We start from the raw sequence: 16,417 nt of genomic DNA, 5'->3' as shown, positions 1-16,417 counted from the left end.
TGTGCGATGTAGCTTATTTCTTCAGCAGGGCTGAACACGCGGCTTTGAAGGCCTCATGCTGATACTTGTTCAGCGTCGCCGGCAGTTCAAAGTCGTGTTTCTTGTTCTGCGCATTGATGGTCTGCGGCGACAGCAGCGTCACCTCAACACCCTCCAGCAGCTGAAACACCCCTTCAATCTTGAACGTGGTCGGGCCACCGGCGAATTCGCCTTTCTTGCTGCGTTTCTTGATCGCGATCCGCGTGATTGCATTTTCCCGGACAAACGCACTCACCTGGGCGGCGAAGGCTTTGACGTTGGCCGCCTCATCATCGTCTTCAAGGGCGATTTTCTTGGTGGCCAGGGCTACATGGCTCAATGCCTGACCGTCCAGCGAGGCGACAGCAATAATGGCTTCACTGCCTTTGATTTCGATGCCGCAGATAGTCATGGGGTCGCCTTGGAAAAGTGGAGAAGGCGCGAATGGTATCAGGCCCGACGCGATTGGCGCGCTCCGGCCATCAGGCTCAAGCACGCTGCTGCCAGGGCCAATGCCGTCAACAATGCGCCCACCAGCGGCGTGATTTCCAGGCTGCCCTTGGCGATTACCACGCCACCCAGTGCGGCGCCCAAAGCCACGCCCAGGTGCATCGCCGAGGTATTGATTCCCACATTGGCCTCACCGGATTCGGGTGCGGTATGCAGCAGGTAGTTCTGCACCACTGGCGAGATGGTCCAGCTCAACGCCATCCACAACGCGTACAGCGCCAGGAAACTCGCCAGTGAACCGGTGGCCCATGGCAGCAACGCCATGACCAGGCTGAACAGCGACGGGATCAGCACCAGCGCGCGTTTGAACCCCAATCGGTCCGACAGCCAGCCGCCGCAATAACCACCGCTGATGGCGGCAATGCCGAAGAACACATAGAGATAGCTCAAGGACACGCCATGGATGCCCATGGTCTGTTGCACATAAGGCGCGAGGTAAGCGAACAGCACGAAATGCCCGGTCAGCAGCAATACCGACACCAGTTGCGCCAAAAGCAGCTTGGGAATCGCCAGTTGCCGACAGTACTCGCGCATTGAGGTGGGCGGGCGGCTGGCGAACGTCGGCAGGCTCAGGCGCAACAGTGCGGCAATCACCAACGCCAGGAGGGCCAGCAACAGGAACGGCGCACGCCAGCTCAGCGACTCGCTAACGGCGATACCCAGCGGAATCCCAAGCACCAGCGAACCGCTGATGCCCATGAACACAATGCCGATCGCCCGCCCACGCAAGCGTGCGTCCACCAGCGACGCCGACAGTGTCGATGCCAGCACCACCACCAACGCACAACTGGCCGCGCTGATGATGCGACAGACCAGCAGCATCCAGTAATTCACCGCCAGCCCGGAGCCCAGGTTGCCCACTGCAAAGGTCAGCAAAGCTGCGATCAGGAGGGTGCGTCGCTCCATACGCGAAGTCAGCGACAGCAACGGTGCGGCACACAGCGCAAAAGTCAGGGAAAACACCGCCGTCAGCTGCCCGGCTGCGCTCAGGGTGACGCCCAGTTCGCGGGACAACAGCGGCAGAATCCCGCCTATCAGGTTTTCGTCGATACCGGCGACGAAGGCGGCGAGGGCGAGGAGGTAGATGCGTGGGTTCATGGGGCGCCGCACAAGAGAAATGGACGGCGATCATGGCGAACGATTCGGTTGACTGGCAAGTCAACAATCACGGGTTTCGTGGAATTGCCTACGGATTACTCCTGCCCAATCGACTCCAAAAACTCCGACCGTTCATCACTCATCCGCGCCAAACAATCATTCTGCTGGATCGCATATTCCTTGCTTCCCGCCACTGCCGGGAAGGTATCCACGGCGCAATCCGCATCCCGTAACTTTTCCCACTTCTGCTGGGCATCCTTCAGACGAGCGGTAATGTCTGCCAGCTGCGTCTTGTTGCTGCCATAGGTCGAACCCATGCGTTCCAGCAGCCCTTGGTAGTTATCCTTGAGCAGTTGCTCGGCGGTGGTTTTGTTGTAGGTGGCGCATTCCAGGGTTTGCTTGTCGTTCTCGATGCCATCGCAAGGCGTGCTATCGGTGTCTTCAGCTGCGTGTACGCCGGTTGCGATGAGTGCCAAAGCCAGGAAAATCGATTTCATTGCGCCGTCTCATATCAGTTGATGAGCAAATTCTGGCTTAAGCGTAAGACAAAGAACAGACACCCGTCAGAGATGTCATGTTGGCCTTTGTCGCGGATTGACGCTTTCGGCAATTCCCTTGTCGTTTTTGCACCCGGCTCCTTCTGCCCCGGGGCATATGCTGGCCCCAAAGCGCCGGCAGACGATTCGGCGCATGAATCGCCAATAAGGGGACGCCTGATGAGCCCAGCCGAATTGCACGCCGACAGCATCGTTATCGACGGGCTGATCATTGCCAAGTGGAACCGCGACCTGTTCGAAGACATGCGCAAGGGTGGCCTCACTGCTGCCAACTGCACGGTGTCGGTATGGGAAGGGTTCCAGGCCACCATTAACAACATCGTGGCCAGCCAGACCCTGATTCGCGAAAACAGCGACCTGGTGATCCCGGTGAAAACCACCGCCGATATCCGTCGTGCCAAGGAGCAGGGCAAGACCGGCATCATCTTCGGCTTCCAGAACGCCCACGCATTTGAAGACCAGCTCGGCTACGTCGAGATCTTCAAGCAGCTCGGCGTTGGCGTGGTGCAGATGTGCTACAACACCCAGAACCTGGTGGGCACCGGCTGCTATGAGCGTGACGGCGGCCTGTCGGGCTTCGGTCGCGAGATCGTCGCCGAGATGAACCGCGTCGGCATCATGTGTGACCTGTCCCACGTCGGCTCCAAAACCTCCGAAGAAGTCATCCTCGAATCGAAAAAGCCGGTGTGCTACTCCCACTGCCTGCCGTCGGGCCTGAAAGAGCACCCGCGCAACAAATCCGATGAAGAGCTGAAGTTCATCGCCGACCACGGCGGCTTTGTCGGCGTGACCATGTTTGCGCCGTTCCTCGCCAAGGGCATCGATTCGACCATCGACGACTACGCCGAAGCCATCGAATACACCATGAACATCGTGGGCGAAGACGCCATCGGCATCGGCACCGACTTCACCCAGGGCCATGGCCAGGATTTCTTCGAAATGCTGACCCACGACAAAGGCTACGCCCGCCGCCTGACCAGCTTCGGCAAGATCATCAACCCGCTGGGCATCCGCACCGTGGGCGAGTTCCCCAACCTCACCGAGACCCTGCTCAAGCGCGGCCATCCCGAGCGTGTGGTGCGCAAGATCATGGGCGAGAACTGGGTCAACGTCTTGAAGGACGTTTGGGGCGAATAAGCCACCTCTCACGCATCTTTTCCCCCGACCTTTCGCGTCGGGGGCTTACCAAAGAATTTTCCGGAGTTAAGTTTCCATGGCCAAGATCGCCCCTCAATTGCCTATCGAAGTCGACAGCGAAACCGGTGTCTGGACCTCCGACGCCCTGCCGATGCTCTACGTGCCACGCCATTTCTTCGTCAATAACCACATGGGTATCGAAGAAGTCCTGGGCGCCGACGCCTACGCCGAGATCCTCTACAAAGCCGGCTACAAATCCGCCTGGCACTGGTGTGAAAAAGAAGCCGAATGCCACGGCCTGGAAGGCGTCGCGGTGTTCGAGCACTACATGAAGCGCCTGTCGCAGCGTGGCTGGGGCCTGTTCAAGATCCAGGACATCGATCTCGACAAAGGCACGGCCAGCGTCAAGCTCGAACACTCGGCATTCGTCTACGTGTACGGCAAGGTCGGGCGCAAGGTCGACTACATGTTCACTGGCTGGTTTGCCGGTGCGATGGACCAGATCCTCGAAGCCCGCGGCAGCAAGATCCGCACCGTTGCGCAGCAGGTCTACGGTGGCTCCGAAGAGGGCCACGACGACGGCCTGTTCACCGTCAAGCCGTTGTAAGTCGAGGACCCTGCCATGGCTTTCGAAGCAATGTTTGCGCCGATCCAGATCGGCAAACTGACCATCCGCAATCGCGTGCTCAGTACCGCCCACGCCGAGGTGTATGCCACCGACGGCGGCATGACCACCGACCGCTATGTGAAGTATTACGAAGAGAAAGCCAAGGGCGGGATCGGCCTGGCGATCTGCGGCGGTTCTTCCAGTGTGGCCATCGACAGCCCGCAAGGCTGGTGGAAGTCGGTGAACCTGGCGGATGACCGGATCATTCCGCACTTCCAGAACCTGGCCGATGCCATGCACAAGCATGGCGCCAAGATCATGATCCAGATTACCCACATGGGCCGTCGCTCACGCTGGGACGGCGAGCATTGGCCGACCCTGTTGTCGCCGTCGGGCATCCGCGAGCCGGTGCACCGCGCCACCTGCAAAACCATCGAGCCGGAAGAAATCTGGCGGGTGATCGGCAACTACGCAACCGCTGCGGCACGCGCCAAGGCCGGTGGTTTGGATGGCGTGGAACTGTCGGCGGTGCACCAGCACATGATCGACCAGTTCTGGAGCCCGCGGGTCAACAAGCGTACCGACGAATGGGGCGGTAGCTTTGAAAACCGCATGCGTTTTGGCCTTGAGGTATTGAAGGCTGTACGCAAGGAAGTCGGCCCGGATTTCTGCGTCGGCATCCGTTTGTGCGGCGACGAATTCCACCCGGACGGCTTGTCCCACGAGGACATGAAACAGATCGCCAAGTACTACGACGACACCGGCATGCTGGACTTTATCGGTGTGGTCGGCTCGGGTTGCGATACCCACAACACCCTGGCCAACGTTATCCCGAACATGAGTTATCCACCGGAGCCCTTCCTGCACCTGGCGGCCGGCATCAAGGAAGTGGTCAAGGCCCCGGTGCTGCACGCGCAGAACATCAAGGACCCGAACCAGGCCACCCGCATCCTGGAAGGCGGCTACGTGGACATGGTCGGCATGACCCGTGCCCACATCGCCGACCCGCACCTGATCGCCAAGATCAAGATGGGCCAGATCGACCAGATCAAACAGTGCGTGGGCGCCAACTATTGCATCGACCGCCAGTACCAAGGGCTGGACGTGCTGTGCATCCAGAACGCCGCCACTTCCCGTGAATACATGGGCGTGCCGCACATCATCGAGAAATCCACCGGGCCGAAACGCAAAGTCGTGGTGGTGGGGGCCGGCCCTGCCGGGATGGAAGCTGCGCGGGTTGCTGCTGAGCGCGGCCACGACGTGACGCTGTTCGAGAAGAAAGAATTCATCGGCGGGCAAATCACCACCGCCTCCAAAGCGCCGCAGCGCGACCAGATTGCGGGGATCACCCGCTGGTTCCAGCTGGAACTGGCACGCCTGAACGTCGACTTGCGCCTGGGCGTGGCGGCAGACGCGGCAACCATCCTGGACCTGCGCCCGGATGTGGTGGTGCTGGCGGTGGGCGGTCATCCGTTCCTGGAGCAGAACGAACACTGGGGCGCGGCTGAAGGCCTGGTGGTCAGCAGCTGGGACGTGCTCGATGGCAAGGTCGCGCCGGGCAAGAACGTGCTGGTGTACGACACCATCTGCGAGTTCACCGGCATGTCGGTGGCGGACTTCCTGGCAGACAAGGGCAGCCAAGTCGAGATCGTCACCGACGACATCAAGCCGGGCGTGGCCGTCGGCGGTACGTCGTTCCCGACGTACTACCGCAGCATGTACCCGAAGGAAGTGATCATGACCGGCGACATGATGCTGGAAAAGGTCTACCGCGAAGGCGACAAGCTGGTGGCGGTGCTGGAGAACGAATACACCGGGGCCAAAGAGGAGCGGGTGGTCGATCAAGTGGTGGTCGAGAACGGCGTGCGTCCGGATGAAGAGATCTACTACGGGCTCAAGGCAGGTTCGCGCAACAAGGGCCAGATGGACATCGAAGCCTTGTTCGCGATCAAGCCGCAGCCGTGCCTGAGCGAGCCGGGTGAGGGGTACTTGCTGTTCCGCATCGGTGACTGTGTGGCCCAGCGTAATACCCACGCTGCCATCTACGACGCCCTGCGCTTGTGCAAGGATTTCTGACCCAACACCGAACCAATGTGGACTCGGTCAAAAATGTGGGAGCGGGCTTGCTCGCGAAAGCGATGTGTCAGTCGATGCATCCGGTGGCTGATTCACCGCCTTCGCGAGCAAGCCCGCTCCCACATTAGACCTGTGTGGTCTGTGGGAGCTTCACCATGTTGAACACCTTGCTTCCTGTTCTTTTGTTCGCCGCCCTGGGCCTTGCCGTCCTCGGCGCCCTGCGCCGGGTGAACATGTGGCGCCGCGGCCGCTCCTCCAAAGTCGACCTGATCGGCGGCCTGCTGGCCATGCCCAAGCGCTACATGGTCGACCTGCACCACGTAGTCGCCCGCGACAAATACATCGCCAACACCCACGTCGCCACCGCCCTGGGTTTTGTGCTCTCGGCGTTGCTGGCGATTCTGGTACACGGTTTCGGGCTGCATAACCGCGTCCTCGGTTACGCCTTGCTGCTGGCTTCGGTGCTGATGTTTGTCGGCGCCACCTTTGTCTACCTGCGTCGTCGTAACCCGCCTGCGCGCCTGTCAAAAGGCCCGTGGATGCGCCTGCCGAAAAGCCTGATGGCGTTCTCGGTGAGCTTCTTCCTGGTGACCCTGCCGGTGGCCGGGATTCTGCCGGCGGACTTCGGCGGCTGGCTGCTCGCCGCCTTGTTGAGCCTGGGTGTGTTGTGGGGCGTGTCCGAAATGTTCTTCGGGATGACTTGGGGCGGCCCGATGAAACACGCCTTCGCCGGTGCCTTGCACCTGGCCTGGCACCGCCGCGCCGAGCGTTTCGGCGGCGGCCGTTCCACCGGCCTGAAGCCCCTGGATCTCACAGATAAAACCGCGCCCCTGGGTGTGGAAAAACCGGTGGATTTCACCTGGAACCAGTTGCTCGGTTTCGACGCCTGCGTGCAGTGCGGCAAGTGCGAAGCTGCGTGCCCGGCGTTCGCCGCTGGCCAGCCGTTGAACCCGAAAAAACTGATTCAAGACATGGTGGTCGGCCTGGCCGGTGGCACCGACGCCAAGTTCGCCGGCAGCCCTTACCCTGGCAAAACCATCGGCGAACACGGTGGCAATCCGCATCAGCCGATCGTCAACGGTCTGGTGGATGCTGAAACCCTGTGGTCGTGCACCACCTGCCGCGCTTGCGTGGAAGAGTGTCCGATGATGATCGAGCACGTGGACGCCATCGTCGACATGCGCCGCCACCTCACCCTGGAAAAAGGCGCGACCCCGAACAAAGGCGCCGAAGTCCTGGAAAACCTGATCGCCACCGACAACCCGGGCGGCTTTGCACCGGGCGGGAGGATGAACTGGGCGGCGGATTTGAACCTGCCCTTGCTCAGCGACAAGAAAACCGTCGACGTGCTCTTTTGGGTTGGCGACGGCGCGTTCGACATGCGCAACCAGCGCACCCTGCGCTCGTTCGTCAAAGTCCTGAAAGCGGCCAAGGTCGACTTCGCCGTATTGGGCCTTGAAGAGCGCGACAGCGGCGACGTGGCCCGGCGCCTGGGCGATGAAGCCACCTTCCAGCTGCTGGCCGCGCGCAATATCCAGACCCTGGCCAAGTACAGCTTCAAGCGCATCGTCACCTGCGATCCTCACAGTTTTCACGTGCTGAAAAACGAATACGGCGCCTTCGACGGCAACTACCTGGTGCAGCACCACAGCACCTACATGGCCGAGTTGATCGACGCTGGCGCCCTGAACCTGGGCCAGCACAAAGGCAGCAGCGTGACTTATCACGACCCGTGCTACCTGGGCCGCTATAACGGCGAGTACGAAGCTCCGCGCCAAGTACTGCGGGCGCTGGGGATTGAGGTCAAGGAAATGCAACGTTCCGGTTTCCGTTCCCGCTGCTGCGGCGGCGGTGGCGGGGCGCCGATCACCGACATTCCCGGCAAGCAGCGGATTCCCGACATGCGCATGGAAGACATCCGCGAAACCGGCGCCGAGCTGGTGGCCGTGGGTTGTCCACAGTGCACGGCGATGCTGGAAGGCGTGGTTGAACCGCGTCCGTTGATAAAAGACATCGCCGAGTTGGTGGCTGATGCGTTGCTCGAAGACGCCGCACCGGTCAAGACTCCTAAACGCGAACCTGCGGAGGTGCATTGATGAGCGACATTATCCGCCGCGACCCGCGGGCCGAATGGATCGCCCGTAACCGCCTGCACCCGCTGCACGCGGCGATGCAGCCGGTGCAACACAGCTGGATGGGGCCGAACGGCGTTATCCGCAAGAACGTGCATGGCGTCGGCTTTATCGGCCCCAACGGCATCAAGCGTATTGACCGTAGCGGTGCCCAGCAGGGCGGCGCGGCAAAGCGCTCGGCAGCGGTGGAAGTGCAATTGCCGCTGCATCAGGTGGCAGCCCCCGCGTTCTATATCAACGTGGTGCCGGACATGGTCGGCGGTCGCCTGAGCAGCCACGACCGCGACTTGCTGGGCCTGGCCCGGCAGTTGGCCGGCGCCGACGGTGCGGTACTGGCCGTGGTGTTCGGCGAACACAAGGAAAGCGCCTTCGCCACCGCCGGTGTGGATCGGTTGCTGGTGCTGGACGGGCATGAGTTCGACGGTTATTCACCGGAGCAACGGGTCCAGGGCCTGCGGGCTGTGGATAACCAATTCAACCCGCGCCATTGGTTACTGCCGGACAGCCGCAGCGGTGGCGGGGAATTGGGCCGGCGCTTTGCCGCAAGCCTCAAGGAACGCCCGGCCACGCGGGTCTGGCAGATCAAGGGCCAGGAATGTATTGGACGCGCTGGCGCCGGTCAGCAAGATATCGCCCGGCCATTGCCGCGCATGATCCTGGCAGCGGTGGAATGCGCCGAGCCCGTCAGCGAAACCCGTCACGAAGCGCTGCCGGTGGAGTTATCCACAAGCCTGGCGCGCAGCTTGCCGCGCATTGAGGATTTGGGCGCGGTGGCGGTCGATCCGGGAGCGATTCCCATGGCCGAAGCCGAATTCATCTTCTCGGGCGGCAACGGGGTCAAGGACTGGGCACTGTTCCACCAGGCTGCTGCCGCGTTGGGCGCCACCGAAGGCGCCTCGCGGGTGGCGGTGGACGACGGCTTCATGGCCCGTGATCGTCAGGTCGGCGCCAGCGGTACCTGGGTCACCGCGCGGGTTTACGTGGCGGTGGGGATTTCCGGGGCGATCCAGCACCTGCAAGGCATTGGTGCCTGCGACAAGGTGGTGGCGATCAACCTCGACCCGGGTTGCGACATGATCAAGCGTGCCGACTTGTCGGTGATCGGCGAAAGCGCCGCGATTCTGCAAGCCTTGATCGCTGCGGTCGAGGCTTACCGCAACGGCGCCAAGCGCGATGCGGCTTAAGGAAATGGCCATGACGACGAATGTAATCAGCCTGGTGTCCATCGGCGCCCACCCGACTTCCGGCCGTCCGCGCCGCGCCGAGCAAGATGCGCGCACTGTGGAACTGGGCCTGCAACTGGCTGGGGATAAACTGCAAGTGCTGCACGCGGGTGACATCGCCGAACCGACCCTGCGCGCTTACCTGGGCATGGGCTTGCCGCAGTTGCATGTGTTGGAGCAACCAGCGGGGGCGGATGCCCTGCCGGTGCTCAGTGACTATCTGCGGGACGCGGGCGCCCAAGTGGTGCTGACCGGCAGCCAGGCGGAAACCGGTGAGGGTTCGGGGATGTTGCCGTTCCTGCTGGCCGAGCAACTGGGTTGGCCGCTGATTGTCGGCCTGGCCCAGGTGGAATCCATCGACAGTGGCGTGGCCCATGTGCTGCAAGCGCTGCCACGTGGCCAGCGGCGGCGCCTGAAGGTGCGCTTGCCGTTTCTGGCCACGGTGGATAACGCAGCACCCAAGCCCCGGCAAAGCGCCTACGGTCCGGCTCAGCGTGGGGTGCTGGAAGCCCACGACGTTGAGGTGCTGGTGGATGAGTTATTCACAGGTGCTGTGTTGCAGCCGGCCAAGCCACGGCCCAAGCGGCTCAAGGTAATCAAGGCCAAGAGTGGGGCGGACCGGATGAAGGCCGCCACGGCCAAGGCCAGCGGTGGTGGCGGGCAGGTGCTCAAGGGTGTTAGCCCGGAAGACGGCGCGGAAGCCATTCTCAAGCTGCTCATAGAAGAAGGCGTAGTGCGCTAAACCCTTGTAGGAGCGAGCTTGCTCGCGAAGAGCCCGAGGGCGCCGCGTTCATCCAGAAAGCGCAAGTCATCGTTAACGACCTTCGCGAGCAAGCCCGCTCCCACATTGTTTGCGGCGCTTGTTAGGTTACCCACAATTCCTGTTAACCCGCCTGTGGATAACCTGTTCGCGTCTGTCCACAGTCCATGCAAATCAAGCCCTCCAGCGCTCTGTATGAAAAACAACCAACCTAACTGACGGTTTTTCCTTGGGTTTTTCTGTGGATAAGGAAAATGCCCCGCGCAGACTTGCCCCCAAAGTCTGTTGGTGCTTCTGTGGATAAGATGTTCGCTATCCGCTGTAGACCACATAACGCGTGGCTTTCAGGTTGTTGGTTAAAATATGATCAATATCGCCATTTCAGCTTAATTTCGCGCTAAAAGCCGCGACTTTCCTCGGTTTCAGCCGGTTTTCCACAGATGGTCCAAAGTTGCCCCCAAAGTCTGTTGGCGTTTCTGTGGATAAGGTGTTTGCGTTCCTCTGTAGCCCATACCCGCCGTGGCTTTCAGGCTTTAGATCAAAAAACGATCAATGTGGGATAAAACCGGTACCTTTGAATAAGTCACGGATTTTCTTGGTTTTATTTCGACGGGAAAGCGCAGTTGCCCACAATTGCTGTGGGTGGCTTTGTGGATAAGTTGTTGGGCAATGGCTGGAAGTAAGGCGGGCAGCGGTCTGTCAGAGTGTTGGATGAATTTTGTACAGTCACAAACCAGTGTGGGAGCCGGGCTTGCCCGCGATGACGGAGTAACAGCCAACAGAGGGGTTGAATGTTAAATCGCTATCGCGGGCAAGCCCGGCTCCCACATGTTGATCGGCGGCGTGTCAGCCGGTTACTCGTGTACGGCGACGCCTTTCAGATACGGCGCTGGCGCCGCCCCCAGGTTGCTCAGCATCCGCTCGCTGTACCAGTCCACAAAGTTGACCACACCAAACTCATAAGTTTTGGAGTACGGCCCTGGCTGGTACGCGGTGGAGTTGATCCCGCGCTGGTTCTCTTCGGCCAGGCGACGGTCTTGGTCGTTGGTGGCGTCCCACACTTTGCGCATGCGCTCGACGTCGTAATCCACACCTTCCACGGCGTCCTTGTGCACGATCCACTTGGTGGTGACCATGGTTTCCTGGGCGCTGATCGGCCACACGGTGAACACGATGATGTGATCGCCCATGCAGTGGTTCCACGAGTGTGGCAGGTGCAGGATGCGCATCGAGCCCAGGTCCGGGTTCTTGATGCGGCCCATCAGCTTGTTGCAGCCTTGCTTGCCGTCGAGGGTCATCGACACGGTGCCCTTGAGCAGCGGCATGCGCACGATACGGTTACGCAGGCCAAAGCTGGCGTGGGCGTAAGGGATCTTTTCGGCATCCCAGGCGGCAGCGGAAGCGGCTACGTGGTCCTTGAAGGCCTGGTCGGCCCGCGGGTCGGTGACGTCGTCCCATTCCAGCAGGGTTTTCAACAGTTCCGGGTGCGACGCGTTGCAGTGGTAGCACTCGCGGTTGTTTTCCAGCACCAGCTTCCAGTTGGCTTTTTCGAACAAGGTGGTCTGGATCGCCACCTTGGTGTTCTCCATGTCGTAGGGTTCCATGTAATGGCTCAGGGTCGACAGGAAGTCGTCGATGGCCGGTGGAGTCGAAGACAGGCTGATAAAGATGTAGCCACCTGCGGTTTTCACATTCACCGGTTTGAGGCCGTACTGCTTCATGTCGAAGTCGGCGCCCATTTCGGTGCCGGCGAACAGCAGGCGACCGTCCAGCTCGTACGTCCACTGGTGGTAATGGCAGACCAGCTTGGCGACCTTGCCCTTGTCGCTGGTGCACAAGCGCGAACCGCGATGGCGGCACACGTTATGGAACGCATGCACCACGCCGTCGGCGCCACGGATCACGATGATCGGGTTCTTGCCCACTTGCAGGGTGATGTAGTTGCCTTTGGCGGGAATTTCGCAGGTCATGCCGGCGATCAACCACTCTTTCTGGAAAATTTCCTGCATGTCGATATCGAACAGCCGCTCATCAGAGTAAAACGGCTGCGGCAGCGAATAGGTGCGCTCGCGCTCTTGCAGCATTTGCGCGGTGGCCTTGCGTGCGGGTTCCAGCGGATCGCCCAAGCTTAAGGTTGCGGTGACGTCCATCGTGTGTGTCCTCATGGCCATTCTGTGTGGCCGGCGAATAGTGGCTACGGTTGGTGCTATGCAAGGCGTAAAGAAAGTGTCTTTGTTGGGAGCGAGTGTGGGCCCCACAAAGGCCAGAACCTTATCCATGAGCGACATGGCCCACTCTGTTCCCGACGCGTAACCCCCGTGGTATGGGGGCTGGTCGCGATAAGTATGTGAATGTCGCAGATAGGTAAATGGGTGGTTCGCGCGTTACGCAGAATCGCCACCATAAGGCCGATCACACGGCTATGGAGAACAGCATGTCCAACAGCTTCCTGAACCCGGTAACAACCCAGACCTGGGCCAATGGTCGGCACATCGTCCGTTGCGTCAAAGTCATCCAGGAAACCTGGGACGTGCGCACCTTCTGCTTTATGGCCGACCAGCCGATCCTGTTCTTTTTCAAGCCCGGGCAGTTCGTCACCCTGGAGCTGGAAATCGACGGCCAGCCGATCATGCGCTCGTACACTATTTCCAGTTCGCCCTCGGTGCCTTACAGCTTTTCGGTGACCATCAAGCGTGTGCCGGGCGGCAAGGTATCCAACTGGCTGCACGACACGCTTCACGAAGGCCAGGAGCTGGCGGTGCACGGGCCGGTCGGGCTGTTCAACGCCATCGACTTCAGCAACCCGAAAGTTTTGTACTTGAGTGGTGGCGTGGGTATCACACCGGTCATGTCCATGGCGCGCTGGTATTACGACACCAACGCCAACGTCGACATGACGTTTATCCACAGCGCCCGCTCGCCGAAAGACATCATCTATCACCGCGAGCTGGAGCACATGGCGTCGCGGATCGATAACTTCAGCCTGCACCTGATCTGCGAGAAACACGGATTGGGTGAACCCTGGGCCGGTTATCGCGGTTACCTGAACCACAAGATGCTCGAACTGATGGTGCCGGACTTCCTGGAGCGGGAAGTCTTCTGCTGCGGCCCGACGCCTTATATGAACGCGGTAAAGCGCCTGCTGGAAGCCGCCGGCTTCGACATGACCCGCTACCACGAGGAATCCTTCGGCGCGACGCCACCGGAAGCCCGGGCCGACGCGGTGGAGCAAGCCGAACAAGCGGCGGATGCACCGGAAATCGACCTCGCGGACCTGCATCAGGTGGAATTTATTGCCTCGGGCAAAAGCATCCGCGTGGCACCGGGCGAGACCGTACACGCGGCGGCAGCCAAGCTTGGCCTGCTGATTCCGAAGGCCTGCGGCATGGGGATTTGCGGGACGTGCAAGGTGATGAAACTGGGCGGGGAGGTCGAGATGGAGCACAACGGCGGCATCACCGAAGAAGACGAGGCCGAGGGTTACATCCTGTCGTGCTGCAGCGTGCCGAAGGGTGATGTGCGCATCGAATTCTAATGATCGTTCCCACGCTCCGCGTGGTAACGCCTCCTTGGACGCTCCGCGTCCCGCTGTGTGACGCGGAGCGTCACGGGCTGCATTCCCACGCAGAGCGTGGGAACGATCAGTTAGAGGTTATTGGGCATAAATATGCACGACGAAGTGCTGGCCGGATGCTGTCAATTCATAGACTTTGTCAGTGATCCGCAATGTCCTCGTTGGTTCGCTGATGGTGTCACCGATTTTCGCGGATTTTCTGAATTCGTCCCAGTCGATGACTGTGGTGCTGATAGTGCCTTCGCCTTGCAGGTTGTTTCCGTAGCGTTGTGCTTCCATGGTATTGCCCTCTGCTGGATTTCCGTTTCCTGCCGATTATTCGGCTGGCGGTTAGTCCCGAAAGGCGGCCTTTTCCTTTCGGGTTCCAAGAGGCTAGTCAAAGAAATTCAGGTTGGTTGCTGTCAGAAATATCGAAAAACAGTCTCGGCACTCCGCCAGCATCCGTTGTCGGGCTCAGTACAATCCCGGTCGACGGTCCTGATGCACATGGTTGTAGTCGCTGATGTATTTGTCCCGCGCCTGAGCCAGTGGCAGGTCAACGATTAACCGCAGTTCTTTCTGATGGGCGGTGCCACCGGCCAATGGGTAACCTTCGGCGCTGACGATCACTGAGCCACCCACCCAGTTGACGCCGCGTTCTTCGCCGTAGCGATCGCAGGCGGCGATAAACATGCGATTGACCGCCGCGTTGGCTTGTACCCGCACGACTTCTCCTGGTCGTTCACCGCCGGGGCGTGGGCCGTCGGGCCAGTTCACCGGGGCGCACAGCAGGTCGGCGCCAGCGAGTGCCGCCAGACGCACCCATTCGGGCAGTTCCAGGTCATAACAAATCATTACGGCAATCCGGCCCACGACGGTTTCCACCAGGGGCGGCGGTGCGGTGCCGGGGGTGAATATCAGCTTCTCGCGATTCCACAGGTGCGCCTTGCGATACACCGTCAGGCCGCCGTCGGGCTCTACCAGTGCCGCACTGTTGGCCACTCGCCCGGCGGCCAGCCGCTCGCAAAAGCCGGCAATGATGATGATGTTCAGCTCGGCAGCCAGGGTCTTCCACTGGCTAAGCGTCGGCCCGTCCAGTGTCTCCGACACCGCATGGGCTTCTTCCCGGTCGTTGAACACGTAGCCGCTTTGTATCAGCTCGGGCAGGACTACCACCTGTGCGCCCAGTGCAGCTGCACCACGGATCGCGTCGGCGCATAGCGCGCGGTTGTAAGGTACATCGGCGATCCGTGGTGACAGTTGATGACACATCACCCGCACAAGATTCATGGCTGGACTCCTTCCAGCACCGCCTCGCTGGCGACAATGGCACGACGCTCTGCCTCGCGGTCGAGGTTGCGGCTCATCACACAGTAGATCACTGCCGAAACCGCCAGCCCGATAACGAATGCCACATCCGCACCTCCCAGCGCTGCGGCGGCAGGGCCTTCATAGAAACTCAGCGACATGAACGGCACCATCGACACCAGCCCCAGGCAGTACGCAACCAGGCCGGCGCTGCCCCATTGGCCGTAGATGCCGGCCGGGTTGAAGATGTCGCTGATGGCGTATTTGCCCTTGCGCACCAGGTAGAAGTCCGCGAGGTTCACCGCTGTCCACGGCACCAGGAAGTACAACATCAGCAACACAAAGGTGTTGAAACTTGCCAGGTAGCTCTCGGGAATACTCAGGGTGATCATGAAAATCACCGCCGCCACCAGGCCGATACCAATCACCCGGCTCTTGAGGCGCGGCTGAATCTTCACAAAGCCGTCAATCGCACTGATACCGGTGAGCATCGCGCCGTAGCAGTTGACCGCCATGATGCCGATCAGCGCGGGCACGGCGATCAGCACGGTGAAGGTGCCGAACCCGGGAATCACCTGGTTGCCCACGGCGCGCACGCTGCCGATAGCGTCGGGCGAGGGCAGGGCGGAAGCCAGGAACGCACCCAGGGACATCAGCCACAACGCCGAGCCGGCGGCGCCCAGGTAGGTCCAGAAAATCACACTGCGCGATGAAGTTTTGTGCGGCAGGTAGCGCGAGTAGTCGGATACGTACACTGCGTAGCTGATCTGATAACCGGCGGCGGCGGAGAGCTGAATCAGGAATGCCGACCAAGAGAAATGCGCATTGGCCACCGCTGCATCGGCGGTCAGGCTCATGAGGGCTGCCACGGTCAGTACCGCAAACACGCTGATCATCACGTAGGTCAGCCAGCGTTGCACGGTGTGCAGCAGGTCGTGGCCGATCACCGCAATCACCACCGCCAGGATGATCATCAGCGCGTACCACGGCGCACGGCTGCCCGGCAGTACGGTGTTGATGGCGTCAGTGGCGAGGATCACGTTGAACACGTTGAAGCCGATGTACACGAAGATCACCGCGATAAACGGCACGATCGCCCCGCGCAAACCGAACTGCGCCCGGGACTGAATCATCTGCGGCAAGCCCATGCGCGGGCCCTGATTGGCGTGGAAGGCCATGGCAAAGGTGCCCAGGCATACACCGATCACAATCGCCAGGATCGAATACACCATGCTCAGCCCCAGGGCTGCGCCGGTGAAACCGGTGACCATGGTGGTGAGTACGAAGTTGCCGGTGAACCAGAACGGGCCTTGGTGCCAGACCTTGCCGTGGCGTTCATTGCGCGGGACGTAATCGATGGAGCGGGTTTCGATTTTCAGGCCGGGGGTGACGGGCGGAGCCGTTTTTTCGGAAAGCGCGTTCATAGGTTCACGGTCTG

Annotated in this window: 14 protein-coding genes; 7 read left to right on the top strand and 7 right to left on the bottom strand. The window is 60.7% G+C overall.

The window, feature by feature from the left end; genetic code table 11:
- Window positions 1-13 precede the first annotated feature (13 nt).
- The 3 genes from SNL23_RS26305 to SNL23_RS26295 form a co-directional block, all read right to left on the bottom strand.
- Window positions 14-430 (bottom strand): DUF3010 family protein, encoded by a 417-nt coding sequence (locus tag SNL23_RS26305; RefSeq protein WP_076017816.1) that lies wholly within the window; start codon window positions 428-430, stop codon window positions 14-16.
- A 38-nt stretch (window positions 431-468) separates the two neighbouring features.
- A complete protein-coding gene (locus SNL23_RS26300) occupies window positions 469-1,626 on the bottom strand; it encodes an MFS transporter (RefSeq protein WP_076017817.1) in 1,158 nt (385 codons plus the stop codon).
- A 95-nt stretch (window positions 1,627-1,721) separates the two neighbouring features.
- Complete coding sequence (locus tag SNL23_RS26295) at window positions 1,722-2,123, bottom strand: lysozyme inhibitor LprI family protein (protein WP_076017818.1); 402 nt, start codon at window positions 2,121-2,123, stop codon at window positions 1,722-1,724.
- A 219-nt stretch (window positions 2,124-2,342) separates the two neighbouring features.
- On the opposite strand from SNL23_RS26295, the gene SNL23_RS26290 reads away from it, so the two are divergent.
- From SNL23_RS26290 to etfB, 6 genes are all read left to right on the top strand, one after another.
- Complete coding sequence (locus SNL23_RS26290; protein ID WP_005792153.1) at window positions 2,343-3,320, top strand: dipeptidase; 978 nt, start codon at window positions 2,343-2,345, stop codon at window positions 3,318-3,320.
- Between the two features lie 76 nt (window positions 3,321-3,396).
- Window positions 3,397-3,927: a DUF5943 domain-containing protein gene (locus SNL23_RS26285; protein WP_017476435.1), complete on the top strand. Its 531-nt coding sequence runs from the start codon at window positions 3,397-3,399 to the stop codon at window positions 3,925-3,927.
- A 15-nt stretch (window positions 3,928-3,942) separates the two neighbouring features.
- A complete protein-coding gene (dgcA, locus tag SNL23_RS26280) occupies window positions 3,943-6,003 on the top strand; it encodes a dimethylglycine demethylation protein DgcA (protein ID WP_076017819.1) in 2,061 nt (686 codons plus the stop codon).
- Window positions 6,004-6,158: 155 nt separating this feature from the next.
- Window positions 6,159-8,099, top strand: a complete 1,941-nt coding sequence (dgcB, locus tag SNL23_RS26275; protein WP_076017820.1) for a dimethylglycine demethylation protein DgcB — start codon at window positions 6,159-6,161, stop codon at window positions 8,097-8,099.
- Window positions 8,099-9,319 (top strand): electron transfer flavoprotein subunit alpha, encoded by a 1,221-nt coding sequence (gene etfA / locus SNL23_RS26270; protein ID WP_318304089.1) that lies wholly within the window; start codon window positions 8,099-8,101, stop codon window positions 9,317-9,319. Before dgcB ends, etfA begins: the two co-directional genes overlap by 1 nt.
- A 10-nt stretch (window positions 9,320-9,329) precedes the next feature.
- Entirely contained in the window at window positions 9,330-10,100 is a 771-nt protein-coding gene (gene etfB / locus SNL23_RS26265) for an electron transfer flavoprotein subunit beta (RefSeq protein WP_318304088.1), read from the top strand.
- 872 nt (window positions 10,101-10,972) lie between these two features.
- Here etfB and gbcA read toward each other — a convergent pair.
- On the bottom strand, window positions 10,973-12,268 hold the full coding sequence (gene gbcA / locus SNL23_RS26260) for a glycine-betaine demethylase subunit GbcA (RefSeq protein WP_318304086.1): 1,296 nt from the start codon (window positions 12,266-12,268) through the stop codon (window positions 10,973-10,975).
- Window positions 12,269-12,552: 284 nt separating this feature from the next.
- Here gbcA and gbcB point away from each other — a divergent pair, with 284 nt between their 5' ends.
- Entirely contained in the window at window positions 12,553-13,653 is a 1,101-nt protein-coding gene (gene gbcB / locus SNL23_RS26255; protein WP_167664137.1) for a glycine-betaine demethylase subunit GbcB, read from the top strand.
- A gap of 117 nt (window positions 13,654-13,770) precedes the next feature.
- Here the strand turns inward: gbcB and SNL23_RS26250 are convergent, their stop codons facing one another.
- The 3 genes from SNL23_RS26250 to SNL23_RS26240 form a co-directional block, all read right to left on the bottom strand.
- Window positions 13,771-13,971, bottom strand: coding sequence for a hypothetical protein (locus SNL23_RS26250; protein WP_076017825.1), 201 nt, complete (start codon window positions 13,969-13,971; stop codon window positions 13,771-13,773).
- Window positions 13,972-14,145: 174 nt separating this feature from the next.
- On the bottom strand, window positions 14,146-14,961 hold the full coding sequence (locus SNL23_RS26245) for a nitrilase-related carbon-nitrogen hydrolase (protein ID WP_318304085.1): 816 nt from the start codon (window positions 14,959-14,961) through the stop codon (window positions 14,146-14,148).
- Window positions 14,958-16,403 (bottom strand): purine-cytosine permease family protein, encoded by a 1,446-nt coding sequence (locus SNL23_RS26240; protein ID WP_318304083.1) that lies wholly within the window; start codon window positions 16,401-16,403, stop codon window positions 14,958-14,960. Before SNL23_RS26240 ends, SNL23_RS26245 begins: the two co-directional genes overlap by 4 nt.
- Window positions 16,404-16,417 lie beyond the last annotated feature (14 nt).

The organism is Pseudomonas sp. SED1 (assembly GCF_034044025.1).
In the GTDB taxonomy this organism is placed as follows: domain Bacteria; phylum Pseudomonadota; class Gammaproteobacteria; order Pseudomonadales; family Pseudomonadaceae; genus Aquipseudomonas.
This window is presented reverse-complemented; position numbering and strand designations above follow the sequence as displayed.